Genomic DNA, 24,735 nt, shown 5'->3' with positions numbered 1-24,735 from the left:
CATGTCCGGAGACAGTGCTGCTTCGTCGCCGGGACGGACCGGGGCGGGAGCGGGGCGGCCTGTCGGGCGGAAGTCGGCGGGTTCCCGCTGGGGTCGTTTCGTCGAGGGTGGGCTGCTTCAGGGTGGAGTCCAGGGCAGCCCGGTCCTCAGGCTCTTCATGCGCTGGGTGCGCCGGCCGCTGCTGCCCGTGATGCGGCTGTGGCGGCGCAACATCCAGCTCAAGGTCGTCGCAACGACTCTGCTGATGTCGCTCGGTGTGGTGCTTCTGCTGGGCTTCGTCGTCATCGGGCAGGTGCGCAACGGGCTGCTCGACGCCAAGGTCAAGGCGTCGCAGAGCCAGGCCACCGGAGGGTTCGCGGTGGCCAAGCAGAAGGCGGACGAGGCCGGTGCCGGGACCGACGAAGCCGCCCCGGCGGAGGGGCAGTCCGACCAGTTCGTCATCGAGTGGATGAGCAACCTCGTCTACTCGCTCTCCAGCGGCGGTCAGGGCGCCTTCGATGTGGTGACCCTGCCCGTGGGCGGAGACAGCGGGAGCGGGCGCGGACCGCGTGCCTCGGGCGACGTGGACCCGACGGCCAGCGTCCCCGAGGCTTTGCGCGAGAAGATCGACGAGAGCACCACGGCCGCCCAGAGCTACACCCGCATCGTCTACGACCCCTACCAGGATCCGCAGCCGGCCCTGGTCATCGGCAAGCAGGTCAACGACCCCAACGGCGACCCGTACCAGCTGTACTACCTCTTCCCGCTCACTCAGGAGGAGAAGTCCCTCAGCCTGGTCAAGGGCACGCTGGCGACCGCCGGGCTCTTCGTCGTCGTACTCCTCGGCGCGATCGCCTGGCTGGTGGTGCGGCAGGTCGTCACTCCGGTGCGGATGGCCGCCGGGATCGCGGAGCGGCTGTCCGCCGGGCGGCTCCAGGAGCGGATGAAGGTCACCGGTGAGGACGACATCGCGCGGCTCGGTGAGGCCTTCAACAAGATGGCGCAGAACCTTCAGCTGAAGATCCAGCAGCTGGAGGATCTGTCGCGGATGCAGCGGCGGTTCGTGTCGGACGTGTCGCACGAGCTGCGGACGCCGCTGACGACCGTACGGATGGCCGCCGACGTCATCCATGACGCCCGCGAGGACTTCGATCCGATGACCGCGCGGTCGGCAGAGCTGCTCGCCGACCAGCTGGACCGTTTCGAGACGCTGCTCGCGGACCTGCTGGAGATCAGTCGCTTCGATGCGGGTGCGGCCGCGCTGGAGGCGGAGCCAATAGACCTCAGGGAGGTCGTACGGCGAGTGGTCGGCGGGGCCGCGCCCCTTGCCGAGCGCAAGGGCTCCACGGTCCGGATCGTGGGCGACCAGCAGCCCGTCGTCGCCGAGGCCGACGCCCGGCGCGTGGAGCGGGTGCTGCGCAATCTCGTCGTCAACGCCGTCGAGCACGGCGAGGGCAAGGACGTCGTGGTCAAGCTGGCTTCGGCGGGCGGGGCGGTCGCGATCGCGGTGCGCGACTACGGCGTCGGGCTCAAGCCGGGCGAGGCCACGCGCGTGTTCAGCCGTTTCTGGCGGGCCGACCCGGCACGCGCGCGTACCACCGGCGGTACGGGACTGGGGCTGTCCATCGCCCTGGAGGACGCGCGGCTGCACGGCGGCTGGCTGCAGGCGTGGGGCGAGCCGGGCGGCGGTTCGCAGTTCCGGCTGACGTTGCCGAGGACGGCCGACGAGCCGCTGCGGGGCTCGCCGATACCGCTGGAACCCAAGGACTCGCGCCGCAATCGTGGACTCGATGACGCCGGTCTGCCGCGTGGGGGCGGCGACAAGGCGGCCACTGTGCCGGTTCAGCCGACGGGTGACCAGGTGACCTCGCGTGACCCGATAACGCCCAGGTCGGCCTCTGTGACACCCACGGCCGATCCGACGGCGCTGCCCGGCAACGGCGCGCGCGTGGTGCCCCGGCCGACGTCCGGTGCGCCCCGGCCGGACAGCACGTCCGCCGGGAGCAGGCCCGGTGGAGAGACCGTGAGCCGCCCGGACGTCGCCGGGTCGCAGGAGTCGTACGAACAGCAGGGGGAGGCATTCCGTGGGCGCTGACCGCGAGGGGTGCGGCCGGCGTACGCCGGGGCGGGCCATGGCGTACGCCGCCTGTGGTGTCGTACTGCTGGCGGGATGTGCCTCGATGCCGGACAGCGGGGATCTGCGTGGGGTCGACGCCACCCCGCAGAAGGACACTCAGGTGCGGGTCTACGCGATGCCGCCTCAGGAGGACGCTGAGCCACTGGACATCGTGCAGGGCTTTCTCGAGGCGCTGACCAGCGATGATCCGGACTACGAGACGGCCCGCAGGTACCTGACCCGTAGCGCGGCGAAGCAGTGGCAGCCGGGGCTGTCCACCACGGTGCTCGACGACGGACCCGGGGCCGACGTCGTGCCGCCCGTGGGCCGTGAGCAGCGCGACGACACGTCGTTCACGCTGACCGGCACCGAGGTGGCCGTGGTGGACGCGCAACAGTCGTACTCGCCGGCCTCCGGCGAGTACCGGGAGACCGTGCACCTCGTGCACGACAAGAAGACCAAGCAGTGGCGGATCGACAGCCCTCCGCCGGGTGTCGTCATGGGGAAGTCGGACTTCCAGCGCAACTACGTGTCCGTCAACAAGTACTACTTCGCCTCGAACACCAGGGCGGCGACGGCTCCGCAGACCGTGGCGGTCGCCGATCCGGTGTATGTGCGCGAACGCGTGGACCCCATGACGCAGTTGGTGCGATCCCTGCTCAGCGGGCCGACGAGCTGGCTCGACCCCGTCGTCAGGACGCGCTTCCCGACCGGGACCGCGCTGAAGGACGGTGTCTCCTCGCTGACTCCGGACGACCAGAACACGTTGACGGTTCCGCTCAATGACAAGGCCAGGCACGTCGGCTTGGACCAGTGCGAAGCGATGGGGACCCAGCTGCTGTTCACCCTGCAGAACCTCAGCCCCGCCGTGGACGATGTCGAGCTGCAGGCGGACGGCAAGCAGTTGTGTTCCGTGAAGGAGAACCAGGCCAACGGCGCCGCCACGCGCGGGTCGGTCGAGAATCCCGCGTTCCTGTACTTCGTGGACGGCCGGCACCGGCTGGTGCGGGTTTCGGCCGAAGCGGGTGCCGGCGGTACGAAGGCCGAGCCGGTGCCGGTGCCCGGAGCGCTGGGCGACGGTGACAAGGACCTGCGGTCGGTGGCCGTCTCGCGTGACGAGCACACGGCGGCCGGTGTCGGTATCGACGGCAAGGCGCTGTACGTCGGGTCGCTGGTGTCGGGCGGGTCACTCGGGGACCCGGTGCTGGTCAGCAACGGCAAGACGGCCGAGGACCGGCTGACCACGCCGAGCTGGGACACCGAGGGCGATCTGTGGGTGGCCGACCAGAACTCCGCCGATCCGCGGTTGCTGCTGTTCAAGGAGGGCGCGGGCAAGCCGCTGGAGGTGGCGACTCCCGGGCTGGACGGGCGTATCAGGGACCTGCGGGTGGCCGCCGACGGGGTGCGGATCGCGCTCGTCGTCGAGAAGGGCGGCAAGCAGTCTCTGTTCGTCGGGCGGATCGAGCGGGAGGGCAGGACCGGGGACCCGCAGAGCGTCTCGGTGCGGGAGCTGCGCTCCACGACACCGGATCTGGAGGAGGTCACGACCATGTCCTGGGCCGGCGACAGCAGGCTCGTGGTGGTCGGACGTGAGCAGGGTGGTGTGCAGCAGACGCGGTACGTCCAGGTCGACGGCTCCACGCCGGAGGGGCCGCCGCCGGCCGTGCTCACGGGTGTGAAGGAGATCGCCGCGTCCGAGGACGACGAGATGCCGCTGGTGGCCTACTCGGAGGACGGAATCGTACGGCTGCCTTCCGGGGCGCAGTGGCAGAAGGTGGACGCGGACGGGACGGCGCCGGTCTATCCGGGGTGAGCTGACGGGACCGCGCTGTCGGGAGCGGCCGCTTTTTGCCGGGGTGAGGCCCTGGTGGGGGTGGCCGCTTTTGTTTTGGGGCGGGTGGGTTTCCCGGTTCATCGGCCGAACTGGATTCGCTGGGTGGGACGGGCCGGATTGTCGTACGGATTCGTTGTACGAGGAACTTATTAGCGGGCTGCGTTCGGCCGACCGACGGGCTGTTTGGGAGCCCGGAGATTGTGGTGGGAACTGTTGTTCGTGTTGAAGGGTTGGTTTTTCCACAGGGAGTTATCCACAGGGGTGGCCGGTCGGCTTCGGCATTGGCACAGTGGTGGGCATGCGGGGGTGGTGGCAGGACCTGACTGATCTGGTGTTGCCGGCCGATTGCGGAGGCTGTGGGAGGCCTCGCACGGTGCTCTGTCCGGAGTGCCGTGCCGCCCTGGACGGGGCCGCACCGAGCCGGGTGCGACCGGTGCCGGAGCCGGCTGGACTGCCGGTCGTGCACGCGGCTGCTCGGTACGCGGACTCGGTACGGGCGGTGTTGCTGGCCCACAAGGAGCGGGGGGCGCTGGGCCTCGCTGGGCCGCTCGGTACGGCTCTGGCGGGGGCGGTGTGGGCGGCGGTGCGGGAGGTCTGTGAGCCGGGCGGTGGGGGATGTGCGTCGGAGGGACCTCGGGGGGCCTGGGAGGCGGGATACGGGGCTTTGGTTGAGCCCGGTGGCGCGGCGGAGAGTGCCTCTTCCGGTCGGGTGACGGTGGGCCTTGACGGGGGTCGGGGTGGCGCGGTGGGCGTGTACCTGGGGCCGGGTGACGTGATGGGTGCGTGCGGGGAGCGGAATGGTGCTGCGGGTGCGTTCGTGGACCGAGCCGGTGGGGTGGGGTGGTCGTGGACGGTCGGCGGTACAGGAGAAGCAGCTTTCGTCCGTGGCGGTGGCGTGTCAGGGGCTGAGGTCTCGGCCACGGGTGGTGACGCGCCAGGAGCGCAGGCTCTGGCTCGGGGTGGCGGCATGCGAGGAGTAAAAGTCCGGGCCGGGAGTCAAGATGTGCCAGGAGCGCAGGCTCTGGCTCGGGGTGGCGGCATGCGGGGAGTAAAAGTCCTGGCCGGGAGTCAAGATGTGCCAGGAGCGCAGGCTCTGGCTCGGGGTGGTGGCGTGCGAGGAGTAGAAGCTCTGGCCAGGAGTCGAGATGTGCCAGGAGCAGGAGGCCTGGCTGCGGGTGGCGTGCTGGGTGGTGCGGGCTCGGTCGGGGGGCGTGGCCTGCGGGCGGGGGCGTTCGGCGGGGGCAGGTGGRGGGGGAACGGGCTCGGTGTGCCGGTGCTTCTTGTTCCCGTGCCGTCCGCGCGGCGGGCGGTTCGGGCTCGGGGGCATGATCCGGCGCGGCGGATCGCGCTCGCGGCGGCGGGCGTGCTGCGCCGGGCGGGGATGCCGGCGCGGGTGGTGGCCGTACTGCGGCAGCGGCGGCGGGTGGCAGACCAGTCGGGGCTCAACTCGCGGCAGCGGCAGGACAATCTCGCGGGCGCGCTGACCGTGGTCCCCGGTGGCGGACGTCTGCTCGCCGAAGGGCTGGTCGTGCTGGTCGACGACCTGATGACGACGGGCGCGTCCCTCACCGAGGCGGCGCGGGCCGTCCGGGAGGCGCGGGCTCGGGAGAACTCCGGGAACCGCGGTGAACAGATGAGGACCGGACACCGTGATCAACGGCAACGGTGTCGGCCGCCGGAGACGGGTGCGTGGCCTGGTGATTGCCGACCGGGAGCAGGGGCACGGGAAGGTCACCGGCAGCCGGGGACAGTCGGACAGCGAGTCCAAGGGCGCCGGGGAAGGGACGAACGGCGTGGGCAACAGCGGCAGGACGTGAGTGGGCGCCGTGGTGGACGTGTGGTGGCCGGATGCGACGGTGAAGGGGCGGGCGCCGTGTACACCGCCGCAACTCGGGAAAGCATGGGGGAACGGTTGGTCACAGTGACGGAGGAGGACCCGGACCGCGAGCGCTGCTCGGTGACAGCGGCGGGCGTCGGTGGCGCCCGTGACGCGATCTGCGCAGCTGTGGTCGCGGCCTCACCGGATTCCTTCGAAATAAACCGGAACTGACTGCGTAGTTGCATCGTTGCAGGTTACGAGAGGGTAAATTCGCCTGAACGGAGGTACGCCGCAGTAGAGGGTGACGACATCCGTCCCAGCGAGATATGTTCGGTTGTGAGAGAAAGGCGCAGGCCACGCCTCGCAAATCCGAATGCCGTGCCCGCGGGATTTCCACCACCATCCGCGACGGTGGAATGGAGATCTTGCTCGCGGGGGAGGAGGTGGAAGTCACCGAGTCCGAGGTTCCGGGGCTCACCGGAGCCTGGTGCAAAAGGGAGATGCTCCGCATCGAGGCGGAGCGATCCGGGAACGGAGTTCTGCGTGGACATCGTCGTCAAGGGCCGCAAGACCGAGGTGCCCGAGCGGTTCCGCAAGCACGTGGCCGAGAAGCTGAAGCTGGAGAAGATCCAGAAGCTCGATGGCAAGGTGATCAGCCTCGACGTCGAGGTGTCCAAGGAGCCGAACCCCCGACAGGCCGACCGTTGTGACCGAGTGGAGATCACGCTCCGCTCCCGCGGTCCGGTGATCCGGGCGGAAGCGGCAGCCAGCGACCCGTACGCGGCACTCGACCTGGCGGCCGAGAAGCTGGACGCCCGGCTGCGCAAGGAGCACGACAAGCGCCACACACGCAGGGGCGCACGGCGACTGACGGCCGCCGAGGTCGCCGACCACGTTCCGGGCGCGGCGACGCTCAACGGCAACGGGCAGGCCGTCCACGAGGAAGAGTCGGACGGTGTGCCCACCAAGAAGATCGGCTCGCTGGAGATCAAGGGTGAAGGCCCCCTCGTGGTCCGCGAGAAGACCCACGTCGCCTCCCCGATGACCCTCGACCAGGCGCTCTACGAGATGGAGCTGGTCGGGCATGACTTCTATCTGTTCGTCGACTCCGAGACCAAGGAACCGAGTGTCGTCTACCGGCGGCACGCCTACGACTATGGCGTCATCCACCTGAGCACGGACCCGATGGTCGCCCGGGCGCACTCTCCCGCGGCCGGTGACACGACGGGTGGCTGACCCTTCCGGATGACAGCTGAGCCGGTGCCCCTGGAGCGCTTGTGCGCCCCCAGGGGCACCCGCGTGCGACCCTTTCGCGTACCGCTCTGTCACCTCACTGTCGTCCGGGCATGAAATCATGGCCACACCGGCCCAACCGGTGGGTCGTTGCCTTGGGTTGGCGATGGCACAGCAGCCACAGCCTTCAGGGGGAGGAACGATGGCGGACAGCTTCGGACCGCTGCACGGCGAAGACGCCGGCGACGGCGTCGTCAGCATGAGCACGGACGCGGGCTCTCCACGCAAGGAGCCGATCCGGGTTCTCGTCGTGGACGACCATGCCCTCTTCCGGCGCGGACTGGAGATCGTGCTCGCAGCCGAGGAGGACATCCAGGTCGTGGGGGAGGCAGGCGACGGCGCGGAGGCCGTCGACAAGGCCGCCGACCTGCTGCCGGACATCGTTCTGATGGACGTGCGGATGCCCAAGCGGGGCGGGATCGAGGCCTGCACCTCCATCAAGGAAGTGGCACCCAGCGCCAAGATCATCATGTTGACGATCAGCGACGAGGAAGCCGACCTCTACGACGCGATCAAGGCCGGCGCGACCGGATATCTCCTCAAGGAGATCTCCACGGACGAGGTGGCGACCGCCATTCGCGCGGTGGCCGACGGACAGTCGCAGATCAGCCCCTCCATGGCGTCGAAGCTGCTCACCGAGTTCAAGTCGATGATCCAGCGGACGGACGAGCGGCGTCTCGTGCCCGCCCCGCGGCTGACCGACCGTGAGCTGGAGGTCCTCAAGCTCGTCGCCACCGGGATGAACAACCGCGACATCGCGAAGGAGTTGTTCATCTCCGAGAACACCGTGAAGAACCACGTGCGCAACATCCTGGAGAAGCTGCAACTGCACTCCAGGATGGAAGCGGTGGTCTACGCGATGCGGGAGAAGATCCTCGAGATCCGCTGATTCGGCTCCCGGTCAGCGCAGGGCCGTAGCCAGCACTCCGGTGACCTCCTTGGCGAGGGGCTCGCGCAGGTCCGGCGCGTCCACCCGCTCGACCCGGATTTCCGTGCAGTCCACCCAGCTCGCCGCCTCGACCAGGGCCTGGGCCACCGCCGGGACCGCCTTCGGGCCGTCCAGAGTGACCTGCCTGGCCACCAGCGTGCTCCCCTCCCGGGCCGGGTCCACGCGGCCCACGAGACGCCCGCCGGCCAGCACCGGCATCGCGAAATAGCCGTAGACCCGCTTGGGCTTGGGGACGTAGGCCTCCAGTCGGTGGGTGAAGCCGAAGATCCGCTCCGTGCGCGCGCGTTCCCAGACAAGGGAGTCGAACGGGGACAGCAGGGTGGTGCGGTGGCGGCCGCGCGGGGGCGTGCTCAGGGCCGCGGGGTCGGCCCAGGCAGGCTTGCCCCAGCCCTCGACCGTGACCGGCACCAGGCCGGAGTCGGCGATCACCGCGTCGACCTGTTCGCCCTTGAGGCGGTGGTAGTCGGCGATGTCCGCGCGGGTGCCGACACCCAGGGACTGGCCGGCGAGACGCACCAGGCGGCGCAGGCACTCGGTGTCGTCCAGTTCATCGTGGAGCAGGTCGGCGGGGACGGCGCGCTCGGCGAGGTCGTACACACGCTTCCAGCCACGGCGCTCCACGCAGACCACCTCGCCGTACATCAGGGCGCGCTCGACGGCGACCTTGGTGCCCGACCAGTCCCACCACTCGCTGGTCTTCTTCGCTCCGCCCAACTCCGTGGCCGTGAGGGGCCCTTCGGTGCGGAGCTGCTTGATGACCTGGTCGTAGGTGCCGTCCGGGAGCTGGTGGTTCCAGTGCGGGCGGCTGCGGTAGGCGCGGCGGCGGAAGGCGAAGTGGGGCCATTCCTCGATGGGGAGGATGCACGCCGCGTGCGACCAGTACTCGAAGGCGTGGGGTCGTGCCGGAGACGCCCCAAGGGGAGTGGTCGTCCAGTAGGCGCTCTCCACCGTCTTGCGGCCCACCGCGCCGAGCCGGGCGTACGGGATCAGCTCGTGGGAGCGGGCGAGTACCGAGATGGTGTCGAGTTGGACCGCCCCGAGGTGACGGAGGACGCCGCGGACTCCGGCCCGGCGGTCGGGGGTGCCGAGGAAGCCCTGGGCGCGCAGCGCGATGCGGCGGGCCTCGTCGGCCGAGAGGTCGGTGGTGGGAGGCGGGGTCGTCATGGGTCCGAACGATAGGGCCCGGCACTGACAGTGCGGGGCGACCTGCGGATCTACTCGGAGGCGGGAAGATACTGCGCCGTCGACGGCAGGCTCAGGTCCGAGGGCAGCAACGCGCCCACCCAGCAGTCCCGGCGTACCCCCTGGTGGACGAGCGAGGAACGCAGTACGCCCTCGATGGTGAAGCCGGCGCGCTCCGCCACCGCGCGCGAGGCGTGGTTGCCGACCTCCGCGCGCCATTCGACGCGGTCGATCGACCACTCGCCGAAGGCCCAGCGGGCGGCGGCCTCGACGGCCTCGGTGACATAGCCGTTGCCGCGTTGTTCCTTGGCGATCCAGTAACCGATCTCGGCCGTGCCCGTGGAGCGTCTGGTGAGGCCCAGCATGCCCACCAGCTCCTCTCCTTCGGGAAGGAAGAGGCCCCAGGTGAGCATCGTGTCATCCGCCCAGCCCTCCGGGACCAGTTGCTCAGTGAAACCCTGGGCGTGCTCGGGCAGGTACGGCGAGGGCATCGTGGTCCAGCGCAGGATGTCGGGGTCCTGCACGGCCGCGAAGACGGTCTCGGTGTCCCGCGCAGTGGGCGTGCGCAGCAGGAGACGGGCTGTTGTCAGGATGACGGGTTCCATCAGCCGATTCTGCTCAGGTGTTCGGTAAGGACGCCATCGATTTCGCTGTGAGTGAGCAGGCGATCACAATTCGCGCAATTCGTGAGCGGGGCGCGGCACCATCGGTGTTCCCCGTCCGTTGTCCCCTTTGAAGCACATTTGAAGGAGCTGACAGTCGGCGTACCCAGCAGGCTCCCGACGCGGCGGGGTCCTCGCATACGATGGCCGTTGCTCAGTGAGTCAAATGGAAACCGACCGTCCCAGGCCCGACCGGCAAGGAGACCAACCCCCGTGTCCGTCCTCTCGAAGATCATGCGTGCAGGCGAAGGCAAGATCCTGCGCAAGCTGCACCGCATCGCGGACCAGGTCAACTCCATCGAAGAGGACTTCATCGACCTCTCCGACGCCGAGCTGCGGGCCCTCACCGAGGAGTACAAGCAGCGGTACGCCGACGGTGAAAGCCTGGACGACCTGCTCCCCGAAGCGTTCGCCACTGTGCGCGAGGCCGCCAAGCGTGCGCTGGGCCAGCGCCACTACGACGTGCAGATCATGGGCGGCGCCGCCCTTCACCTCGGCTATGTGGCCGAGATGAAGACCGGTGAGGGCAAGACACTCGTCGGCACGCTGCCGGCGTACCTGAACGCGCTGTCGGGCAAGGGCGTCCACCTGATCACGGTCAACGACTACCTGGCCGAGCGCGACTCCGAGATGATGGGCCGCGTCCACAAGTTCCTGGGCCTCGAGGTCGGTTGCATCCTCGCCAACATGACGCCGGCCCAGCGCCGCCAGCAGTACGCGTGCGACATCACGTACGGCACGAACAACGAGTTCGGCTTCGACTACCTGCGCGACAACATGGCGTGGTCCCAGGACGAACTCGTCCAGCGCGGCCACAACTTCGCCATCGTCGACGAGGTCGACTCCATCCTGGTTGACGAGGCCCGTACGCCGCTGATCATCTCCGGTCCTGCCGACCAGGCCACCAAGTGGTACGGCGACTTCGCCAAGCTGGTCACCCGCCTGAAGAAGGGCGAGGCCGGAAACCCGCTCAAGGGCATCGAGGAGACCGGCGACTACGAGGTCGACGAGAAGAAGCGCACGGTCGCCATCCACGAGTCCGGTGTCAGCAAGGTCGAGGACTGGCTGGGCATCGACAACCTCTACGAGTCGGTCAACACCCCTCTGGTGGGCTACCTGAACAACGCCATCAAGGCGAAGGAGCTCTTCAAGAAGGACAAGGACTACGTCGTCATGGACGGCGAAGTCATGATCGTCGACGAGCACACCGGCCGTATCCTCGCCGGCCGCCGTTACAACGAGGGCATGCACCAGGCGATCGAGGCGAAGGAAGGGGTGGACATCAAGGACGAGAACCAGACCCTTGCCACGATCACCCTCCAGAACTTCTTCCGCCTCTACAAGCGCCACGACCACAACGGCAAGGAACAGCCGGGCCTCTGCGGCATGACCGGTACGGCGATGACCGAGGCAGCCGAGTTCCACCAGATCTACAAGCTCGGCGTCGTCCCGATCCCGACCAACCGGCCCATGGTCCGCAAGGACCAGTCGGACCTGATCTACCGCACCGAGGTCGCGAAGTTCGAGGCGGTCGTCGACGACATCGTCGAGAAGCACGAGAAGGGCCAGCCGATCCTCGTCGGTACGACGTCGGTCGAGAAGTCCGAGTACCTCTCCCAGCAGCTCAGCAAGCGCGGCGTCCAGCACGAAGTGCTGAACGCCAAGCAGCACGACCGGGAGGCGACGATCGTCGCCCAGGCCGGCCGCAAGGGCGCCGTCACCGTCGCCACCAACATGGCCGGCCGTGGTACCGACATCAAGCTCGGCGGCAACCCCGAGGACCTCGCGGAGGCGGAGCTGCGCCAGCGCGGCCTCGACCCCGAGGAGCACATCGAGGAGTGGGCCGCGGCCCTGCCCGCCGCCCTGGAGAAGGCCGAGCGGGCGGTCAAGGCGGAGTTCGAGGAGGTCAAGGACCTCGGCGGGCTCTACGTCCTCGGTACCGAGCGGCACGAGTCGCGCCGCATCGACAACCAGCTGCGCGGTCGTTCCGGCCGACAGGGCGACCCCGGCGAGTCCCGCTTCTACCTCTCCCTGGGCGACGACCTGATGCGGCTGTTCAAGGCCCAGATGGTCGAGCGCGTGATGTCGATGGCGAACGTCCCGGACGACGTCCCGATCGAGAACAAGATGGTCACGCGCGCGATCGCGTCCGCGCAGTCGCAGGTCGAGCAGCAGAACTTCGAGACCCGTAAGAACGTCCTGAAGTACGACGAGGTCCTCAACCGCCAGCGCGAGGTCATCTACGGCGAGCGGCGCCGCGTCCTGGAGGGCGAGGACCTGCAGGAGCAGGTCGTGCACTTCATGGACGACACGATCGACGCGTACATCGCGGCGGAGACCGCCGAGGGCTTCGCGGAGGACTGGGACCTCGACCGGCTGTGGGGCGCGTTCAAGCAGCTCTACCCGGTGAAGATCACCGTCGAGGAGCTGGAGGACGCGGCGGGCGACCGCGCGGGCCTGACCGCCGAGTACATCTCCGAGTCGATCAAGGACGACATCCACGAGCAGTACGAGGCGCGTGAGGCGCAGCTCGGCTCCGAGATCATGCGTGAGCTGGAGCGCCGGGTCGTGCTGTCGGTCCTGGACCGCAAGTGGCGCGAGCACCTCTACGAGATGGACTACCTCCAGGAGGGCATCGGCCTGCGCGCGATGGCGCAGAAGGACCCGCTGGTCGAGTACCAGCGCGAGGGCTTCGACATGTTCACCGCCATGATGGAGGGCATCAAGGAGGAGTCCGTCGGCTACCTGTTCAACCTGGAGGTCCAGGTCGAGCAGCAGGTCGAGGAGGTCCCGGTCGAGGACGAGAAGCCGTCCCTCGCCAAGCAGGACGCGGTTCCGGCGCAGGCCGGCTCGCGTCCCGAGATCCGCGCGAAGGGGCTCGACGCCCCGCAGCGCAGGGACCTGCACTTCTCCGCGCCGACCGTGGACGGCGAGGGCGGTGTCGTCGAGGGCGAGTTCTCCGACGACGACGAGCCCGTGCGCTCCGAGGCGGACGGCCTCACGCGCGCGGAGCGGCGCAAGCAGTCCCGTAGCCGGGGGCGGCGCAAGAAGTAGTGCCTTACGGCGCGATGGGCGCCGTAGCGGATCGATGTGACGGCGCCTGGGGCGCCGTGGCGTAGGAAGGGCCGGTCACCTCGGGTGGCCGGCCCTTCGGCGTGTGACGGACCAGCGGGCTTCTGCGGGCCTGTCAGTCGTCGTCCGGACGGGGAGCCCGGGAGCCGCCCAGCTCGACCGCCGTGCAGCGCCAGCGGAGGTCCTGGCCCTGTTCCAGGCGGAAGGCCATGGCGCGCAGCTGGTCGCCGGCACCGATACGGGCGAAGGCCTCCACGGCGCCCGGTCGGGGGACGTAGTAGCCGATGTCCCGGACGACGGGACGGGTGCCGCGGGTGCGCAGGGGACCGCGTTCGGCGAGCCAGGCCAGTTCGTCGTAGGCCCGGCCCGCGGTGTGCCGGAGCATCGAGTGGACCGGGCGCTGACCGCTCAGGACGGCGAGGAGGAGATCGGCGAAGAGGTCGGTGGGGCGGGGCTGGGGGACCAGGGGGCGGCGAGGGGTCTGGGACGGGACTACGGGGGCGCGACGGGGCTGGGCGGCGGCGTCGGGGGCTGCGGCGCGTCCGTCGGCGGGTGCTGCTGCGACGCGGGTGGTGGACGTGGAGCCGGCCGTGGTGTTCGTGTCGGTGGTGGTGCCGGGCGTCCCGGGACCTGCCGTGGTGCTGCGCCTCGAAGCTCCGGTGGTCCTGTCGTTCGGACCCGGGGTGCTCTGCGGGCGGGTGTCCGTGGGACGGGTGCGAGCGCGGGGGCCGCCGCCGGGGGAGCCCGGTGGGCGGCCGTCGCCCGGGGCCGTGCGCGGCGCGCTGCCGCCGGGAGTGCGGGGTGGCGTGCCGCCCGGTCGGCGGGAGTCGCGGCGAGCCGGCGGGCGGGTGCCGGGGTGGTGCTGAGCCCTGGTCATGACCTTGTTCATGGGATCCCCGTTCTGCGAGCCCGGAAAGTACCGGGCGGTAACTTCGTTGAGGATCTTGTACGGGGCCGTGGACCGCGGCGGCAAGCAAGCGACGGGCCGCGTCGGGCGGCCGGAATGTTCACCTATCAGGGTGGTCGGAGAGGGTGGAACCCCGTGACCCCGGGGGCGGGGCGGGTGAATTCCGGGCCCGGGGTGGACGCCCGCCGAGGTGTGGGCAGGGACTCGAAAGGGGACGCCCGCACGTATCCTGAAGGCCTTCGCGGAGCCCTTCCGATCACGTTCTCCGACCACGAAAGCGGCCAGCCATGCGCGTCTACGTCCCCCTGACCCTCTCCGGTCTCGCCGAGGCGTACAAGACGGGTGAGCTGGGGGCCGGACCGCTCCTCGCCTACGCCGTCACGCCCGCCCTGCGCGAGTGGTACCTCTCCGACGACATCGAGGAGCTGGAGTACGCGGCGCTGAACCGGGCCGCGCTGGCCTCGTTGCGGCTGCTCGCGGCGGACGACGGGGCCGCGCGGCGCCGGGTCGTGGTGGCCGTCGACGTGGCCGACGGGGCGGCGGTCGCCGACCCCGACCGGGCGCTGGATCCCTCGGCGCTCGGTGAGGTGCGGGTGGCCGGGACGGTGAGGCTGGCCAAGGCGGCCGCGGTGCACGTCGACTCGGACGACGCGGAAGCGGACGTCACCGCCGCCGTGAACGCGCTGGAGGCGGCCGACGCCGGGGACGACGACGCGCAGTTCGTCGTGGACGGGGCCGAGGACCACGAGCTGCTGTGGTACGCGACGCAGGAGATCCCGAACCTGGTGGGGCTGGGCGGCTGAGCCTGTGATCGGCCCTGCCGGGTCGCTGCTTCACCCTCTTTGACCTGCTGGTCTCTTGATTGTCAGTGGGGGCGGGTACGTTTTTGGCATGGGGAAGCTGACAGGGGCGCACATCGTCTGGGACTGGAACGGCACGCTGTTCCACGACAACGACGCGATCATCGGGGCGACGAACGCGGCGTTCGGCGAGCTGGGGCTCGCGCCGATCACGATGGAGCAGTACCGGGCGCTGTACTGCGTGCCGGTGCCGAAGTTCTACGAGCGGCTGCTCGGCCGGCTGCCCACCGACGCCGAGTGGGAGGTCATGGACGAGACCTTCCATCGTTACTACACCGAGCATCGGGTCGGGTGCGGGCTCACCGACGGGGCGGTGGAGTTGCTCGCGGGATGGCGGTCGGCCGGGCACAGCCAGTCGATCCTCAGCATGTACGGGCACGACGAGCTGCTGCCGCTGGTGCGCGGATTCGGGATCGAGGCGCACTTCCTGCGGGTGGACGGGCGGACCGGGCCGTCCGGGGGGAGCAAGGCGGAGCACATGGAGCGGCATCTCACCGCACTGGTGGGGGTCGAGGCGGCTCGGACCGTGGTGATCGGGGACGCCGCGGACGACGCGGTGGCGGCGATGCGGGTGGGGGCTCGAGCCGTGCTCTACACCGGGGGGTCGCACAGTCGGGCCAGTCTCGAGGTGGCGGGCGTACCAGTGGTGGACACCCTGGCGGAGGCGGTCGCGGAGGCCGAGCGAATAGCGGCGTGACCGGTTCCTGTCGGTTGCGCGACCACGGCGGCATGCGGGTGCCCCGTCGGCCAACGGCGCGTTCGCCGTGGGCACTGTGCAGAGTGTCAAAGTTCCACCCCCGGTTTTGTACACATACGGCTCATGACGGCCCCCCTGTAGGGAGCGATAGCCTTGTGGCGTGATCAGCGCGATAGTTCGCGGGGGCGCTGTGGCCCCCGCCCTGCGCCCGGTGTGCACGGAAACCCTCCGTGGCCGGGCGGCGGCCGCTGGTCCTCGCGGGCGGGACGGGGCCGTAGGGGCCCTCATGACGCCGAGTACACCCTCGTCACCGGCGCGGCAGAGAGCAGCGTCACACCTGGCGGGCGTGTCGAGAATGGCTGATATACCCCCGCTCATCTCACCTTGCGGCATAGCGTCGGAGCAGACCGGAGACCCCGGGGCCGTGGCGTCGAGCCGCAGGGGAAGAGACCGTACTTCCTTCTACGTCACGCAACGGCGCGCGACAGGAGTCAGAGGACAATGCAGACCAAGCTGGACGAAGCCAAGGCCGAGCTGCTCGAGAGGGCCGCACGGGTAGCTGAGAACAGCCCGGCCGGGGGGCACCTACCGACTGGGACGACGGACGACGACACCCCCCGCACCCCGGACACCCCGGACAGCGAGACCGTCCTCGCGTTCCTCCAGCGTTACTACCTGCACACGGCCCCGGAAGACCTCACCGGCCGCGACCCGGTCGACATCTACGGCGCCGCTCTCTCCCACTTCCGGCTGGGCGAAACGCGCCCGCAGGGCACGGCCAACGTGCGGGTGCACACGCCCACGGTGGAGGAGAACGGATGGACGTGCACCCACACGGTCGTCGAGGTGGTCACCGACGACATGCCCTTCCTCGTCGACTCCGTCACCAATGAGCTGACCCGGCAGGGGCGCGGCATCCATGTCGTCATCCACCCCCAGGTCGTCGTCCGCCGTGACGTCACCGGCAAGCTGATCGAGGTCCTCACGGTCCCGCCCGTCGGCGATCTGCCGCACGATGCGCACACCGAGTCCTGGATCCACGTCGAGATCGACCGCGAGACCGACCGCGGCGACCTGAAGCAGATCACCGCCGACCTGCTGCGCGTCCTGTCCGACGTCCGGGAGGCCGTCGAGGACTGGGAGAAGATGCGGGACGCGGCCCTGCGCATGGCCGACGAACTGCCCGCCGAGCCCGTCGCCACCGATCTGCGCGACATGGAGATCGACGAGGCCCGCGAGCTGCTGCGCTGGCTGGCCGCCAACCACTTCACCTTCCTCGGCTACCGGGAGTACCAGCTCAGGCCGGACGACTCCCTCGCGGCGGTCCCCGGCACCGGCCTCGGCATCCTGCGCTCCGACCCGCACCACGCCGGCGAGGAGGGTCACCCGGTCAGCCCGTCCTTCGAGCGGCTGCCCGCCGACGCCCGCGCGAAGGCCCGCGAGCACAAGCTGCTCGTGCTGACCAAGGCCAACAGCCGGGCGACGGTGCACAGGCCGTCGTATCTCGACTACATCGGCGTCAAGAAGTTCGACGCGGACGGCAATGTCGTCGGCGAGCGGCGTTTCCTCGGACTGTTCTCCTCCGCCGCCTACACCGAATCGGTGCGCCGGGTTCCGGTCATTCGGCGCAAGGTGGACGAGGTGCTCGAAAGGGCCGGTTTCTCGCCCAACAGCCACGACGGCCGCGACCTGCTCCAGATCCTGGAGACCTACCCGCGCGACGAGCTCTTCCAGACCCCGGCCGACGAGCTGGAGTCCATCGCCACCTCCGTCCTGTACCTCCAGGAGCGGCGGCGGCTGCGCCTCTACCTGCGCCAGGACGAGTACGGCCGCTACTACTCGGCCCTCGTCTACCTGCCCCGCGACCGCTACACCACCGGCGTCCGCCTCAGGATCATTGACCTCCTGAAGGAGGAACTCGGCGGCATCAGCGTCGACTTCACCGCCTGGAACACCGAGTCGATCCTCTCCCGGTTGCACTTCGTGGTCCGTGTTCCGCAGGGCACCGAGCTGCAGCAGCTCAGCGACAGCGACAAGGAGCGCATCGAGGCTCGCCTGGTCGAGGCCGCCCGCTCCTGGGCCGACGGCTGGACCGAGGCGCTCAACGCCGAGCTCGGCGAGGAGCGCGCCGCCGAGCTGTCGCGCCGCTACGGCACCGCCTTCCCCGAGGGCTACAAGGCCGACCACACCCCCCGCTCCGCGGTCGCCGACCTCGTCCAACTCGAACGGCTCGGCGAGGAGAACGACTTCGCGCTCAGCCTCTACGAGCCCGTGGGCGCCGCCCCCGAGGAGCGCCGCTTCAAGATCTACCGCAAGGGCGACGCCATCTCCCTGTCCGCCGTGCTGCCGGTCCTCAGCCGGCTCGGCGTCGAGGTGACGGACGAGCGGCCCTACGAACTGCGCTGCTCGGACCGCAGTATCGCCTGGATCTACGACTTCGGCCTGCGCATGCCCAAGTCGCAGAACGGCGGCGGCGACTACCTCGGTGACGACGGCCGCGAGCGCTTCCAGGACGCCTTCGCCGCCACCTGGACCGGCAAGGCGGAGAACGACGGCTTCAACGCCCTGGTGCTGAGCGCCGGCCTGGGCTGGCGCCAGGCGATGGTGCTGCGGGCGTACGCCAAGTACCTGCGCCAGGCGGGCTCGACGTTCAGCCAGGACTACATGGAGGACACCCTCCGCAACAACGTTCACACCACCCGGCTGCTCGTCTCCCTGTTCGAGGCGCGGATGTCGCCGGACCGCCAGCGCGCCGGGCACGAACTCGTGGACGCCCTCCTGGAGGAGCTCGACGCGGCCCTCGACCAGGTGGCCTCGCTGGACGAGGACAGGATTCTCCGCTCCTTCCTGACCGTCATCAAGGCGACCCTGCGCACCAACTTCTTCCAGGAGGCCGCGGGCGGCAAGCCGCACGACTACGTCTCCATGAAGTTCGACCCGCAGGCCATGCCCGATCTCCCGGCCCCGCGCCCGGCGTTCGAGATCTGGGTGTACTCGCCGCGCGTCGAAGGCGTGCACCTGCGCTTCGGCAAGGTCGCGCGCGGCGGTCTGCGCTGGTCCGACCGGCGTGAGGACTTCCGCACCGAGATCCTCGGCCTGGTCAAGGCACAGATGGTGAAGAACACCGTCATCGTGCCGGTCGGCGCCAAGGGCGGCTTCGTCGCCAAGCAGCTGCCCGACCCGGCCGTCGACCGTGACGCGTGGCTGGCCGAGGGCATCGCCAGCTACAAGATGTTCATCTCGGCCCTGCTCGACATCACCGACAACATGGTGGCCGGCGAAGTCGTGCCACCTGCCGACGTCGTGCGGCACGACGAGGACGACACCTACCTAGTGGTAGCGGCCGACAAGGGCACGGCGACGTTCTCCGACATCGCCAACGGGGTCGCGGAGTCGTACAACTTCTGGCTCGGCGACGCCTTCGCCTCCGGCGGCTCGGCCGGCTACGACCACAAGGGCATGGGCATCACCGCCCGCGGTGCCTGGGAGTCCGTCAAGCGGCACTTCCGCGAACTGGACCTCGACACCCAGTCCGAGGACTTCACCGTCGTCGGTATCGGCGACATGTCCGGTGACGTGTTCGGCAACGGCATGCTGCTCTCCGAGCACATCCGCCTGGTCGCCGCCTTCGACCACCGGCACATCTTCATCGACCCGAAGCCCGACCCGGCCACCTCCTACGCCGAGCGCCGCCGCGTCTTCGAACTCCCGCGCTCCAGCTGGGCCGACTACAACACCGAGCTGATCTCCGCGGGCGGCGGCGTCTTCCCCCGCACCGCCAAGTCCATTCCGGTCAACGCCCACATCCGCGAGGCCCTCGGTATCGAGGACAAGGTCGCCAAGATGACCCCGGCCGACCTGATGAAGGCGATCCTCAAGGCGCCGGTGGACCTGCTGTGGAACGGCGGCATCGGCACCTATGTGAAGGCCTCCACCGAGACCCACGCGGACGTAGGCGACAAGGCCAACGACCCGATCCGCGTCGACGGCGCCGACCTGCGCGTGCGGGTCGTCGGCGAGGGCGGCAACCTGGGCCTGACCCAGCTCGGCCGGATCGAGTTCGCGCTGCACGGCGGGAAGATCAACACCGACGCCATCGACAACAGCGCCGGTGTGGACACCTCCGACCACGAGGTGAACATCAAGATCCTGCTCAACGGCCTGGTCACCGAGGGCGACATGACGGTCAAGCAGCGCAACAAGCTGCTCGCCGAGATGACCGACGAGGTCGGCCGCCTGGTCCTGCGCAACAACTACGCGCAGAACACCGCCATTGCCAACGCGCTCGCCCAGTCCAAGGACATGCTCCACGCCCAGCAGCGCTTCATGCGCCACCTGGTGCGCGAGGGCCACCTCGACCGGGCCCTGGAGTTCCTGCCCACCGACCGCCAGATCCGCGAACGCCTCGGCGCCGCACAGGGCCTGACCAGCCCGGAGACGGCCGTCCTGCTGGCGTACACGAAGATCACGGTCGCCGAGGAGCTGCTGCACACCTCGCTCCCGGACGACCCCTATCTGCACGGCCTGCTGCACACGTACTTCCCGGCCGCGCTGCGCGAGAAGTTCCCCGAGCAGATCGACAACCACCCGCTGCACCGCGAGATCACCACGACCGTCCTGGTCAACGACACGGTCAACACCGGTGGTACGACCTATCTGCACCGTCTGCGCGAGGAGACCGGCGCATCGCTCGAGGAGATCGTCCGGGCGCAGACCGTGGCCCGCGCCATCTTCCGCTCCGGCGTGGTGTGGGACGGGGTCGAGTCCCTCGACAACCAGGTCGAGGCCGCCGTACTGACCCGGATCCGCCTGCACTCGCGCCGGCTGGTCGAGCGCGGCACGCGCTGGCTGCTCAACAACCGGCCGCAGCCGCTCCAGCTCGCCGAGACCGTCGAGTTCTTCGGCGACCGCGTAGAACAGGTGTGGTCGCAGCTGCCGAAGCTGCTGCGGGGCGCCGACCTGGAGTGGTACCAGAAGATCTACGACGAGCTGAGCGGCGCCGGGGTCCCGGACGAACTCGCCACGCGCGTGGCCGGGTTCTCCTCCGCCTTCCCGACGCTGGACATCGTCTCGGTGGCCGACCGCATGGGCCGCGACCCGATGGACGTCGCCGAGGTGTACTACGACCTCGCCGACCGCCTCCACATCACCCAGCTCATGGACCGCATCATCGAGCTGCCCCGCGCCGACCGCTGGCAGTCCATGGCCCGCGCCTCCATCCGCGAGGACCTCTACGCGGCCCACTCGGCGCTCACCGCGGACGTCCTGGCCGTCGGCAACGGCACCTCGACCCCCGAGCAGCGCTTCAAGGCCTGGGAGGAGAAGAACGCCCCGATCCTGAGCCGGGCGCGCACCACCCTGGACGAGATCCAGGGCTCGGACGCGTTCGACCTGGCCAACCTGTCGGTGGCGATGCGCACCATGCGGACGCTGCTGCGGCAGCATTCATAAGTGAGCGGCAGCATTCATAAGTGATACGACGACGAGGGCGCCCGGGACCGTGAAGTCCCGGGCGCCCTCGTCGTCGTGGAGCGGCCGTGGGTCAGGCCGCGACCTTCGTCTTCGCCTTGTCCGGGCCACCCGTGAAGTCCTCGTAAGCCGCCAGGACCTCGTCGGTCGGGCCGTCCATGCGCAGCTCGCCGCGCTCCAGCCAGAGCACCCGGTCGCAGGTGTCGCGGATCGACTTGTTGCTGTGGCTGACCAGGAACACCGTGCCCGCGGTCTGGCGAAGCTCGCGGATGCGGGCCTCGGAGCGCTTCTGGAAGGAGCGGTCGCCGGTGGCGAGGGCCTCGTCGATGAGCAGGACGTCATGGTCCTTGGCGGCGGCGATGGAGAAGCGCAGGCGGGCCGCCATGCCGGAGGAGTAGGTGCGCATCGGCAGGGTGATGAAGTCGCCCTTCTCGTTGATCCCCGAGAAGTCGACGATCTCCTGGTAGCGGTCCCTGACCTGCTCGCGGGACATGCCCATCGCGAGCCCGCCGAGGTGGACGTTGCGCTCGCCGGTGAGGTCGTTCATCAGGGCCGCGTTGACACCGAGGAGGGAGGGCTGGCCGTCGGTGTAGATACGGCCGTTCTCCACCGGGAGCAGACCCGCGACCGCCTTGAGCAGGGTCGACTTGCCGGAGCCGTTGGTGCCGATCAGTCCGACCGCCTCGCCCTTGTAGGCGACGAACGACACGTTCTTGACGGCGTGCACCTTGCGTACGCCCGCAGCCTTCTCGGTCTGCCCCCGGCGCATCATGCGGTTGAGGGCGGCGGTGGCGGAGCCCCTGCCCGCGCCGGTGCCGTTGACGCGGTAGACGATGTCCACACCGTCGACGACGACGGTGGGGATCTTGTCGTTCTCGATGTCAGCCACGGCCGTACGTCTCCTCAGCCTTCCAGAAGTAGATGAAGCCGCCGACGCCGGCGACCAGCGCCCAGCCCACCGCGAGCGCCCACACGTGGTGCGGCAGCTGGCTCGCGTGGAAGCTGTCGATCAGGGAGTAGCGCATCAGGTCGATGTAGACGGCGGCCGGGTTGGCCTGGAGGACGGGGACCACCCAGGACGGCCAGTCGTGGTGCCCCTTGGCCAGCTTGTCGATGCTCCACATCACGCCGGAGACGTACATCCAGGTGCGCAGCACGAACGGCATCAGCTGCGCGATGTCCGGCGTCTTGGCGCCCATCCGCGCCATGATCATCGAGACGCCCGCGTTGAACGTGGACTGCAGGACCAGCGCAGGGATCGCCAGCAGCCAGGACGCGGCGATCGGCACCCCGAAGCAGAGCAGGATGACGACCAGGGCGGCCATCGAGAAGAGCAGCTGCTGGAGCTGCTGGAGGGCGAACGAGATCGGCAGCGCGGCCCGCGGGAAGTGCAGGGCGCGCACGAGGCCCAGGTTGCCGGAGATCGCGCGGGTGCCCGCCATGATCGAGCTCTGCGTGAACGTCCAGATGAACACGCCCGTGACCAGGAACGGCACGTAGTCCGGCACGTTCCTCTTGGTGCCCAGCAGCACGCCGAAGATGAAGTAGTACACCGCCGCGTTCAGCAGCGGGGTCATGACCTGCCAGACCTGGCCCAGCTTCGCCTGGCTGTACTGCGCGGTGAGCTTGGCGGTCGAGAACGCGGTGATGAAGTGGCGCCGAGCCCACAACTGGCGGACGTACTCCGTCAGCGAGGGACGGGCGCCGCTGACCGCGAGGCCGTGCCGGGCGGCCAGGGCCGCGAGGTCGTCGTCGGCCGGGGGCGCTGTCGGGGGCGGTGTGTCGAGGACCTGGCTCACATCCGCTGCTTTCGCTCGGGGGGTGTGGGGGTGGTGCGCGTGCGGTCGACGTGGCCGTCACCCGATGTTTCCTTACGTGACTCTTCACGTTCTCTTACGTCGGGACGGGACCGTATCGTCGCAACGTGAGCGTAGGACGAGTGAGCGTCGGAACGCAACCGTTTCGTCGTGACGGATGACGATGGAACGTAACCGTATCGTCGTAACGCGCCACGTCGGGACGCACCTGTCTCGTCGCGCCGACGCGCGTCGGGACGGGACCGTTTCGTCGCTACGCCCTATGCTGGTCCGCATGACGACCAACGCCGACGCGCCGCCGACCCGTCCGCGCCGCCGTGCCCCGGCAGGAGCCGCCGTACTCCGTGAGGATGTGACGGAAGCCATCCGGGCGGCCGTCTTCGAGGAGCTCGCGGCCGCCGGCTACGCACGGATGTCGATCGAGGGCATCGCGCGCCGCGCGGGCGTCGGCAAGACCGCGGTCTACCGCCGCTGGCGTTCCAAGCTGCACCTGGTCCTCGACGTCGTCTCGGAGATCGCGGTGATGGGCCTGCCGGTGCCGGACACGGGCTCGCTGGAGGACGACCTGCGGATGCTGTACGAGGTGACGTCCCGGGCGCTGCGCCACCCGGTGGCCTCGCAGGTCATCCCGGACCTGCAGGCCGAGGCGGCCCGCAACCCGGAGATCGCCGAGGCCCTGCAGAACGCGTTGCAGAAGGGCCAGGAGGGCGTCGCCAGCAAGATCATCACGGCGGCGGAACAGCGCGGGGAGCTCCGCACGGGCTTCAACGACGAGCTGGCCCTGGACCTGATCTCCGGCCCCCTGTACTGGCGCTCCGTGGTGATCCGCAGCCCGAAGCTGCCGAAGGGATATCTCGCGGCACTGGCGCGGGCGACGACGGAGGCGCTGAAGGCGCTCTGAGCCGGCCTCAGCCACTGTGGCGGGTGTATTGCGCCGTGTGCACGGCGAGGAGTTCCGGGGCGAACCCCAGGATCCGGCCGCCGCCCGAACGCCGTGCCGCCCGAACGCCCTACCGCCCGACCCGCTCACCGCGCGGCCGCCTGCACGGGGCCGCGTATCGGACCGGCCCCGTCGCTCCTCCGACGCTTCTGTCAGCCGGTGAGGCGATGGGTGAGGTTCGCCAAGTCGGACGTCCTCAGGACCCGGTTGGCGAAGCCCGGCAGTGGTACGTGCAGGGGTGCTGTCCAGCGTTCCGGGACGGCCGCGAGGCCGTACACCGTTCCGGCCAGGCCACCTGTCACCGCTGCCACCGTGTCCGTGTCGCCGCCCAGGTCGATCGCGGCGCGTACGGCCGTCTCGTATGAGGTCGTCGTGCGCAGGGCCCAGACCGCGGAGCCCAGGCAGGGCCATACGGCGCCGTTGAACTCCGTGGCCTGGTCGGGGTGCCAATCGGTGGCCAGGACGGTGGCGTAGCGCGGGCGGTGCTCCGGGTGGACCGCATCGAGGGTGGCCTCCAGGGCGTCCAGCGGGTCGTCGCCGGCGAGGGCCACCCGGATCAGCTCGTGGAAGACGGCCGTGCCCTCCCAGGCCGCCCGGTCGCCGTGCGTGAGGGCGGCGAGCCGGCGGGCGGCGTCCATGGTGGCTTCGCGGCCCTGAGGAGCGAAGTGCACGGCGGAGGGGGCCGCGCGCATCAGCGCTCCGTTCCCAGCGGCTCGCTGGTTCACCTGGAAGTGGAGTGCGGCGGCGGTGTCCCAAGGGTCGCCGCTGCTCAGCACGGCCTCGGTCTGGAGGCCGATGTCCTTCGGCTCCGCTGCCGCCCACCGCTGGAACCGCCGGAAGATGTCGGGGAGTTCGAGCCCGCCGCACTCCAGCAGGGACTCGGCGACCAGCACCGCCATCTGTGTGTCGTCGGTCGCCTCGCCCGGGTCCCAGCCGCCGCCTCCGCCCATCTCGCTGCCGTGCCCCGGCTCCGGAAAGCGGTCCGAGAAGGCGCCCTCGGGCCCGAACTCGAAGGGTGCGCCCAGCGCGTCTCCCACGGCGGAACCGATGACAGCGCCCAGGGCGCGCTCTGCGCGAACGACCATCCGCGCAGGTTAGCCCCGAGCGGTTACGGCCTCCCGCGCGGGTCGCTCCCGGCT

17 protein-coding genes are annotated in these 24,735 nt (G+C 69.7%); 10 read left to right on the top strand and 7 right to left on the bottom strand.

Annotated features, from left to right (window positions below; genetic code table 11):
* Position 1: 1 nt before the first annotated feature.
* Both mtrB and BFN33_RS48400 read left to right on the top strand, forming a co-directional pair.
* Positions 2 to 2,074, top strand: a complete 2,073-nt coding sequence (gene mtrB, locus BFN33_RS48405; RefSeq protein WP_069766610.1) for an MtrAB system histidine kinase MtrB — start codon at positions 2 to 4, stop codon at positions 2,072 to 2,074.
* Positions 2,064 to 3,908: an LpqB family beta-propeller domain-containing protein gene (locus tag BFN33_RS48400; RefSeq protein ID WP_069766609.1), complete on the top strand. Its 1,845-nt coding sequence runs from the start codon at positions 2,064 to 2,066 to the stop codon at positions 3,906 to 3,908. Before mtrB ends, BFN33_RS48400 begins: the two co-directional genes overlap by 11 nt.
* 919 nt (positions 3,909 to 4,827) lie before the next feature.
* Here the strand turns inward: BFN33_RS48400 and BFN33_RS55785 are convergent.
* The gene (locus tag BFN33_RS55785; protein ID WP_069766608.1) at positions 4,828 to 5,577 is read right to left on the bottom strand and encodes a hypothetical protein; all 750 of its coding nucleotides are present in this window, start codon (positions 5,575 to 5,577) and stop codon (positions 4,828 to 4,830) included.
* A 1-nt stretch (position 5,578) separates the two neighbouring features.
* Between BFN33_RS55785 and BFN33_RS53580 the strand changes: the two genes are divergently transcribed.
* From BFN33_RS53580 to BFN33_RS48385, 3 genes are all read left to right on the top strand, one after another.
* Positions 5,579 to 5,746, top strand: a complete 168-nt coding sequence (locus tag BFN33_RS53580; protein WP_176742664.1) for a hypothetical protein — start codon at positions 5,579 to 5,581, stop codon at positions 5,744 to 5,746.
* A 545-nt stretch (positions 5,747 to 6,291) separates the two neighbouring features.
* Complete coding sequence (hpf, locus tag BFN33_RS48390) at positions 6,292 to 6,984, top strand: ribosome hibernation-promoting factor, HPF/YfiA family (RefSeq protein WP_069766607.1); 693 nt, start codon at positions 6,292 to 6,294, stop codon at positions 6,982 to 6,984.
* A gap of 199 nt (positions 6,985 to 7,183) precedes the next feature.
* Complete coding sequence (locus tag BFN33_RS48385) at positions 7,184 to 7,930, top strand: response regulator transcription factor (protein ID WP_069766606.1); 747 nt, start codon at positions 7,184 to 7,186, stop codon at positions 7,928 to 7,930.
* A 12-nt stretch (positions 7,931 to 7,942) separates the two neighbouring features.
* Here BFN33_RS48385 and BFN33_RS48380 read toward each other — a convergent pair whose 3' ends face one another.
* Positions 7,943 to 9,154: a winged helix-turn-helix domain-containing protein gene (locus BFN33_RS48380; RefSeq protein WP_069766605.1), complete on the bottom strand. Its 1,212-nt coding sequence runs from the start codon at positions 9,152 to 9,154 to the stop codon at positions 7,943 to 7,945.
* A gap of 50 nt (positions 9,155 to 9,204) precedes the next feature.
* Positions 9,205 to 9,777, bottom strand: a complete 573-nt coding sequence (locus BFN33_RS48375) for a GNAT family N-acetyltransferase (RefSeq protein ID WP_069766604.1) — start codon at positions 9,775 to 9,777, stop codon at positions 9,205 to 9,207.
* 270 nt (positions 9,778 to 10,047) lie between these two features.
* Here BFN33_RS48375 and secA point away from each other — a divergent pair, with 270 nt between their 5' ends.
* Entirely contained in the window at positions 10,048 to 12,888 is a 2,841-nt protein-coding gene (secA, locus tag BFN33_RS48370; protein WP_069766603.1) for a preprotein translocase subunit SecA, read from the top strand.
* Positions 12,889 to 13,021: 133 nt separating this feature from the next.
* On the opposite strand, the gene BFN33_RS48365 is transcribed toward secA, so the two are convergent.
* Positions 13,022 to 13,795: an Rv3235 family protein gene (locus tag BFN33_RS48365; RefSeq protein ID WP_069766602.1), complete on the bottom strand. Its 774-nt coding sequence runs from the start codon at positions 13,793 to 13,795 to the stop codon at positions 13,022 to 13,024.
* 305 nt (positions 13,796 to 14,100) lie between these two features.
* Between BFN33_RS48365 and BFN33_RS48360 the strand changes: the two genes are divergently transcribed.
* From BFN33_RS48360 to BFN33_RS48350, 3 genes are all read left to right on the top strand, one after another.
* Positions 14,101 to 14,616: a hypothetical protein gene (locus BFN33_RS48360; RefSeq protein WP_069766601.1), complete on the top strand. Its 516-nt coding sequence runs from the start codon at positions 14,101 to 14,103 to the stop codon at positions 14,614 to 14,616.
* Positions 14,617 to 14,704: 88 nt separating this feature from the next.
* Positions 14,705 to 15,370, top strand: coding sequence for an HAD family hydrolase (locus BFN33_RS48355; RefSeq protein WP_069766600.1), 666 nt, complete (start codon positions 14,705 to 14,707; stop codon positions 15,368 to 15,370).
* A gap of 501 nt (positions 15,371 to 15,871) precedes the next feature.
* Complete coding sequence (locus BFN33_RS48350; RefSeq protein WP_069766599.1) at positions 15,872 to 20,821, top strand: NAD-glutamate dehydrogenase; 4,950 nt, start codon at positions 15,872 to 15,874, stop codon at positions 20,819 to 20,821.
* Between the two features lie 91 nt (positions 20,822 to 20,912).
* Here BFN33_RS48350 and BFN33_RS48345 read toward each other — a convergent pair whose 3' ends face one another.
* Together BFN33_RS48345 and BFN33_RS48340 are read right to left on the bottom strand one after the other, a co-directional pair.
* Positions 20,913 to 21,728, bottom strand: coding sequence for an ABC transporter ATP-binding protein (locus tag BFN33_RS48345; protein ID WP_069766598.1), 816 nt, complete (start codon positions 21,726 to 21,728; stop codon positions 20,913 to 20,915).
* Positions 21,721 to 22,638, bottom strand: coding sequence for an ABC transporter permease (locus BFN33_RS48340; protein ID WP_069766597.1), 918 nt, complete (start codon positions 22,636 to 22,638; stop codon positions 21,721 to 21,723). The genes BFN33_RS48345 and BFN33_RS48340 overlap by 8 nt, the downstream gene beginning before the upstream one ends.
* A 280-nt stretch (positions 22,639 to 22,918) precedes the next feature.
* On the opposite strand from BFN33_RS48340, the gene BFN33_RS48335 reads away from it, so the two are divergent.
* Positions 22,919 to 23,557: a TetR/AcrR family transcriptional regulator gene (locus BFN33_RS48335; RefSeq protein WP_176742663.1), complete on the top strand. Its 639-nt coding sequence runs from the start codon at positions 22,919 to 22,921 to the stop codon at positions 23,555 to 23,557.
* Between the two features lie 191 nt (positions 23,558 to 23,748).
* Here the strand turns inward: BFN33_RS48335 and BFN33_RS48330 are convergent, their stop codons facing one another.
* Positions 23,749 to 24,681 (bottom strand): ADP-ribosylglycohydrolase family protein, encoded by a 933-nt coding sequence (locus tag BFN33_RS48330; RefSeq protein WP_069766596.1) that lies wholly within the window; start codon positions 24,679 to 24,681, stop codon positions 23,749 to 23,751.
* Positions 24,682 to 24,735: the final 54 nt, after the last annotated feature.

The organism is Streptomyces sp. LUP47B (assembly GCF_001746295.1).
Classification (GTDB): Bacteria; Actinomycetota; Actinomycetes; order Streptomycetales; family Streptomycetaceae; genus Streptomyces.
This window is presented reverse-complemented; position numbering and strand designations above follow the sequence as displayed.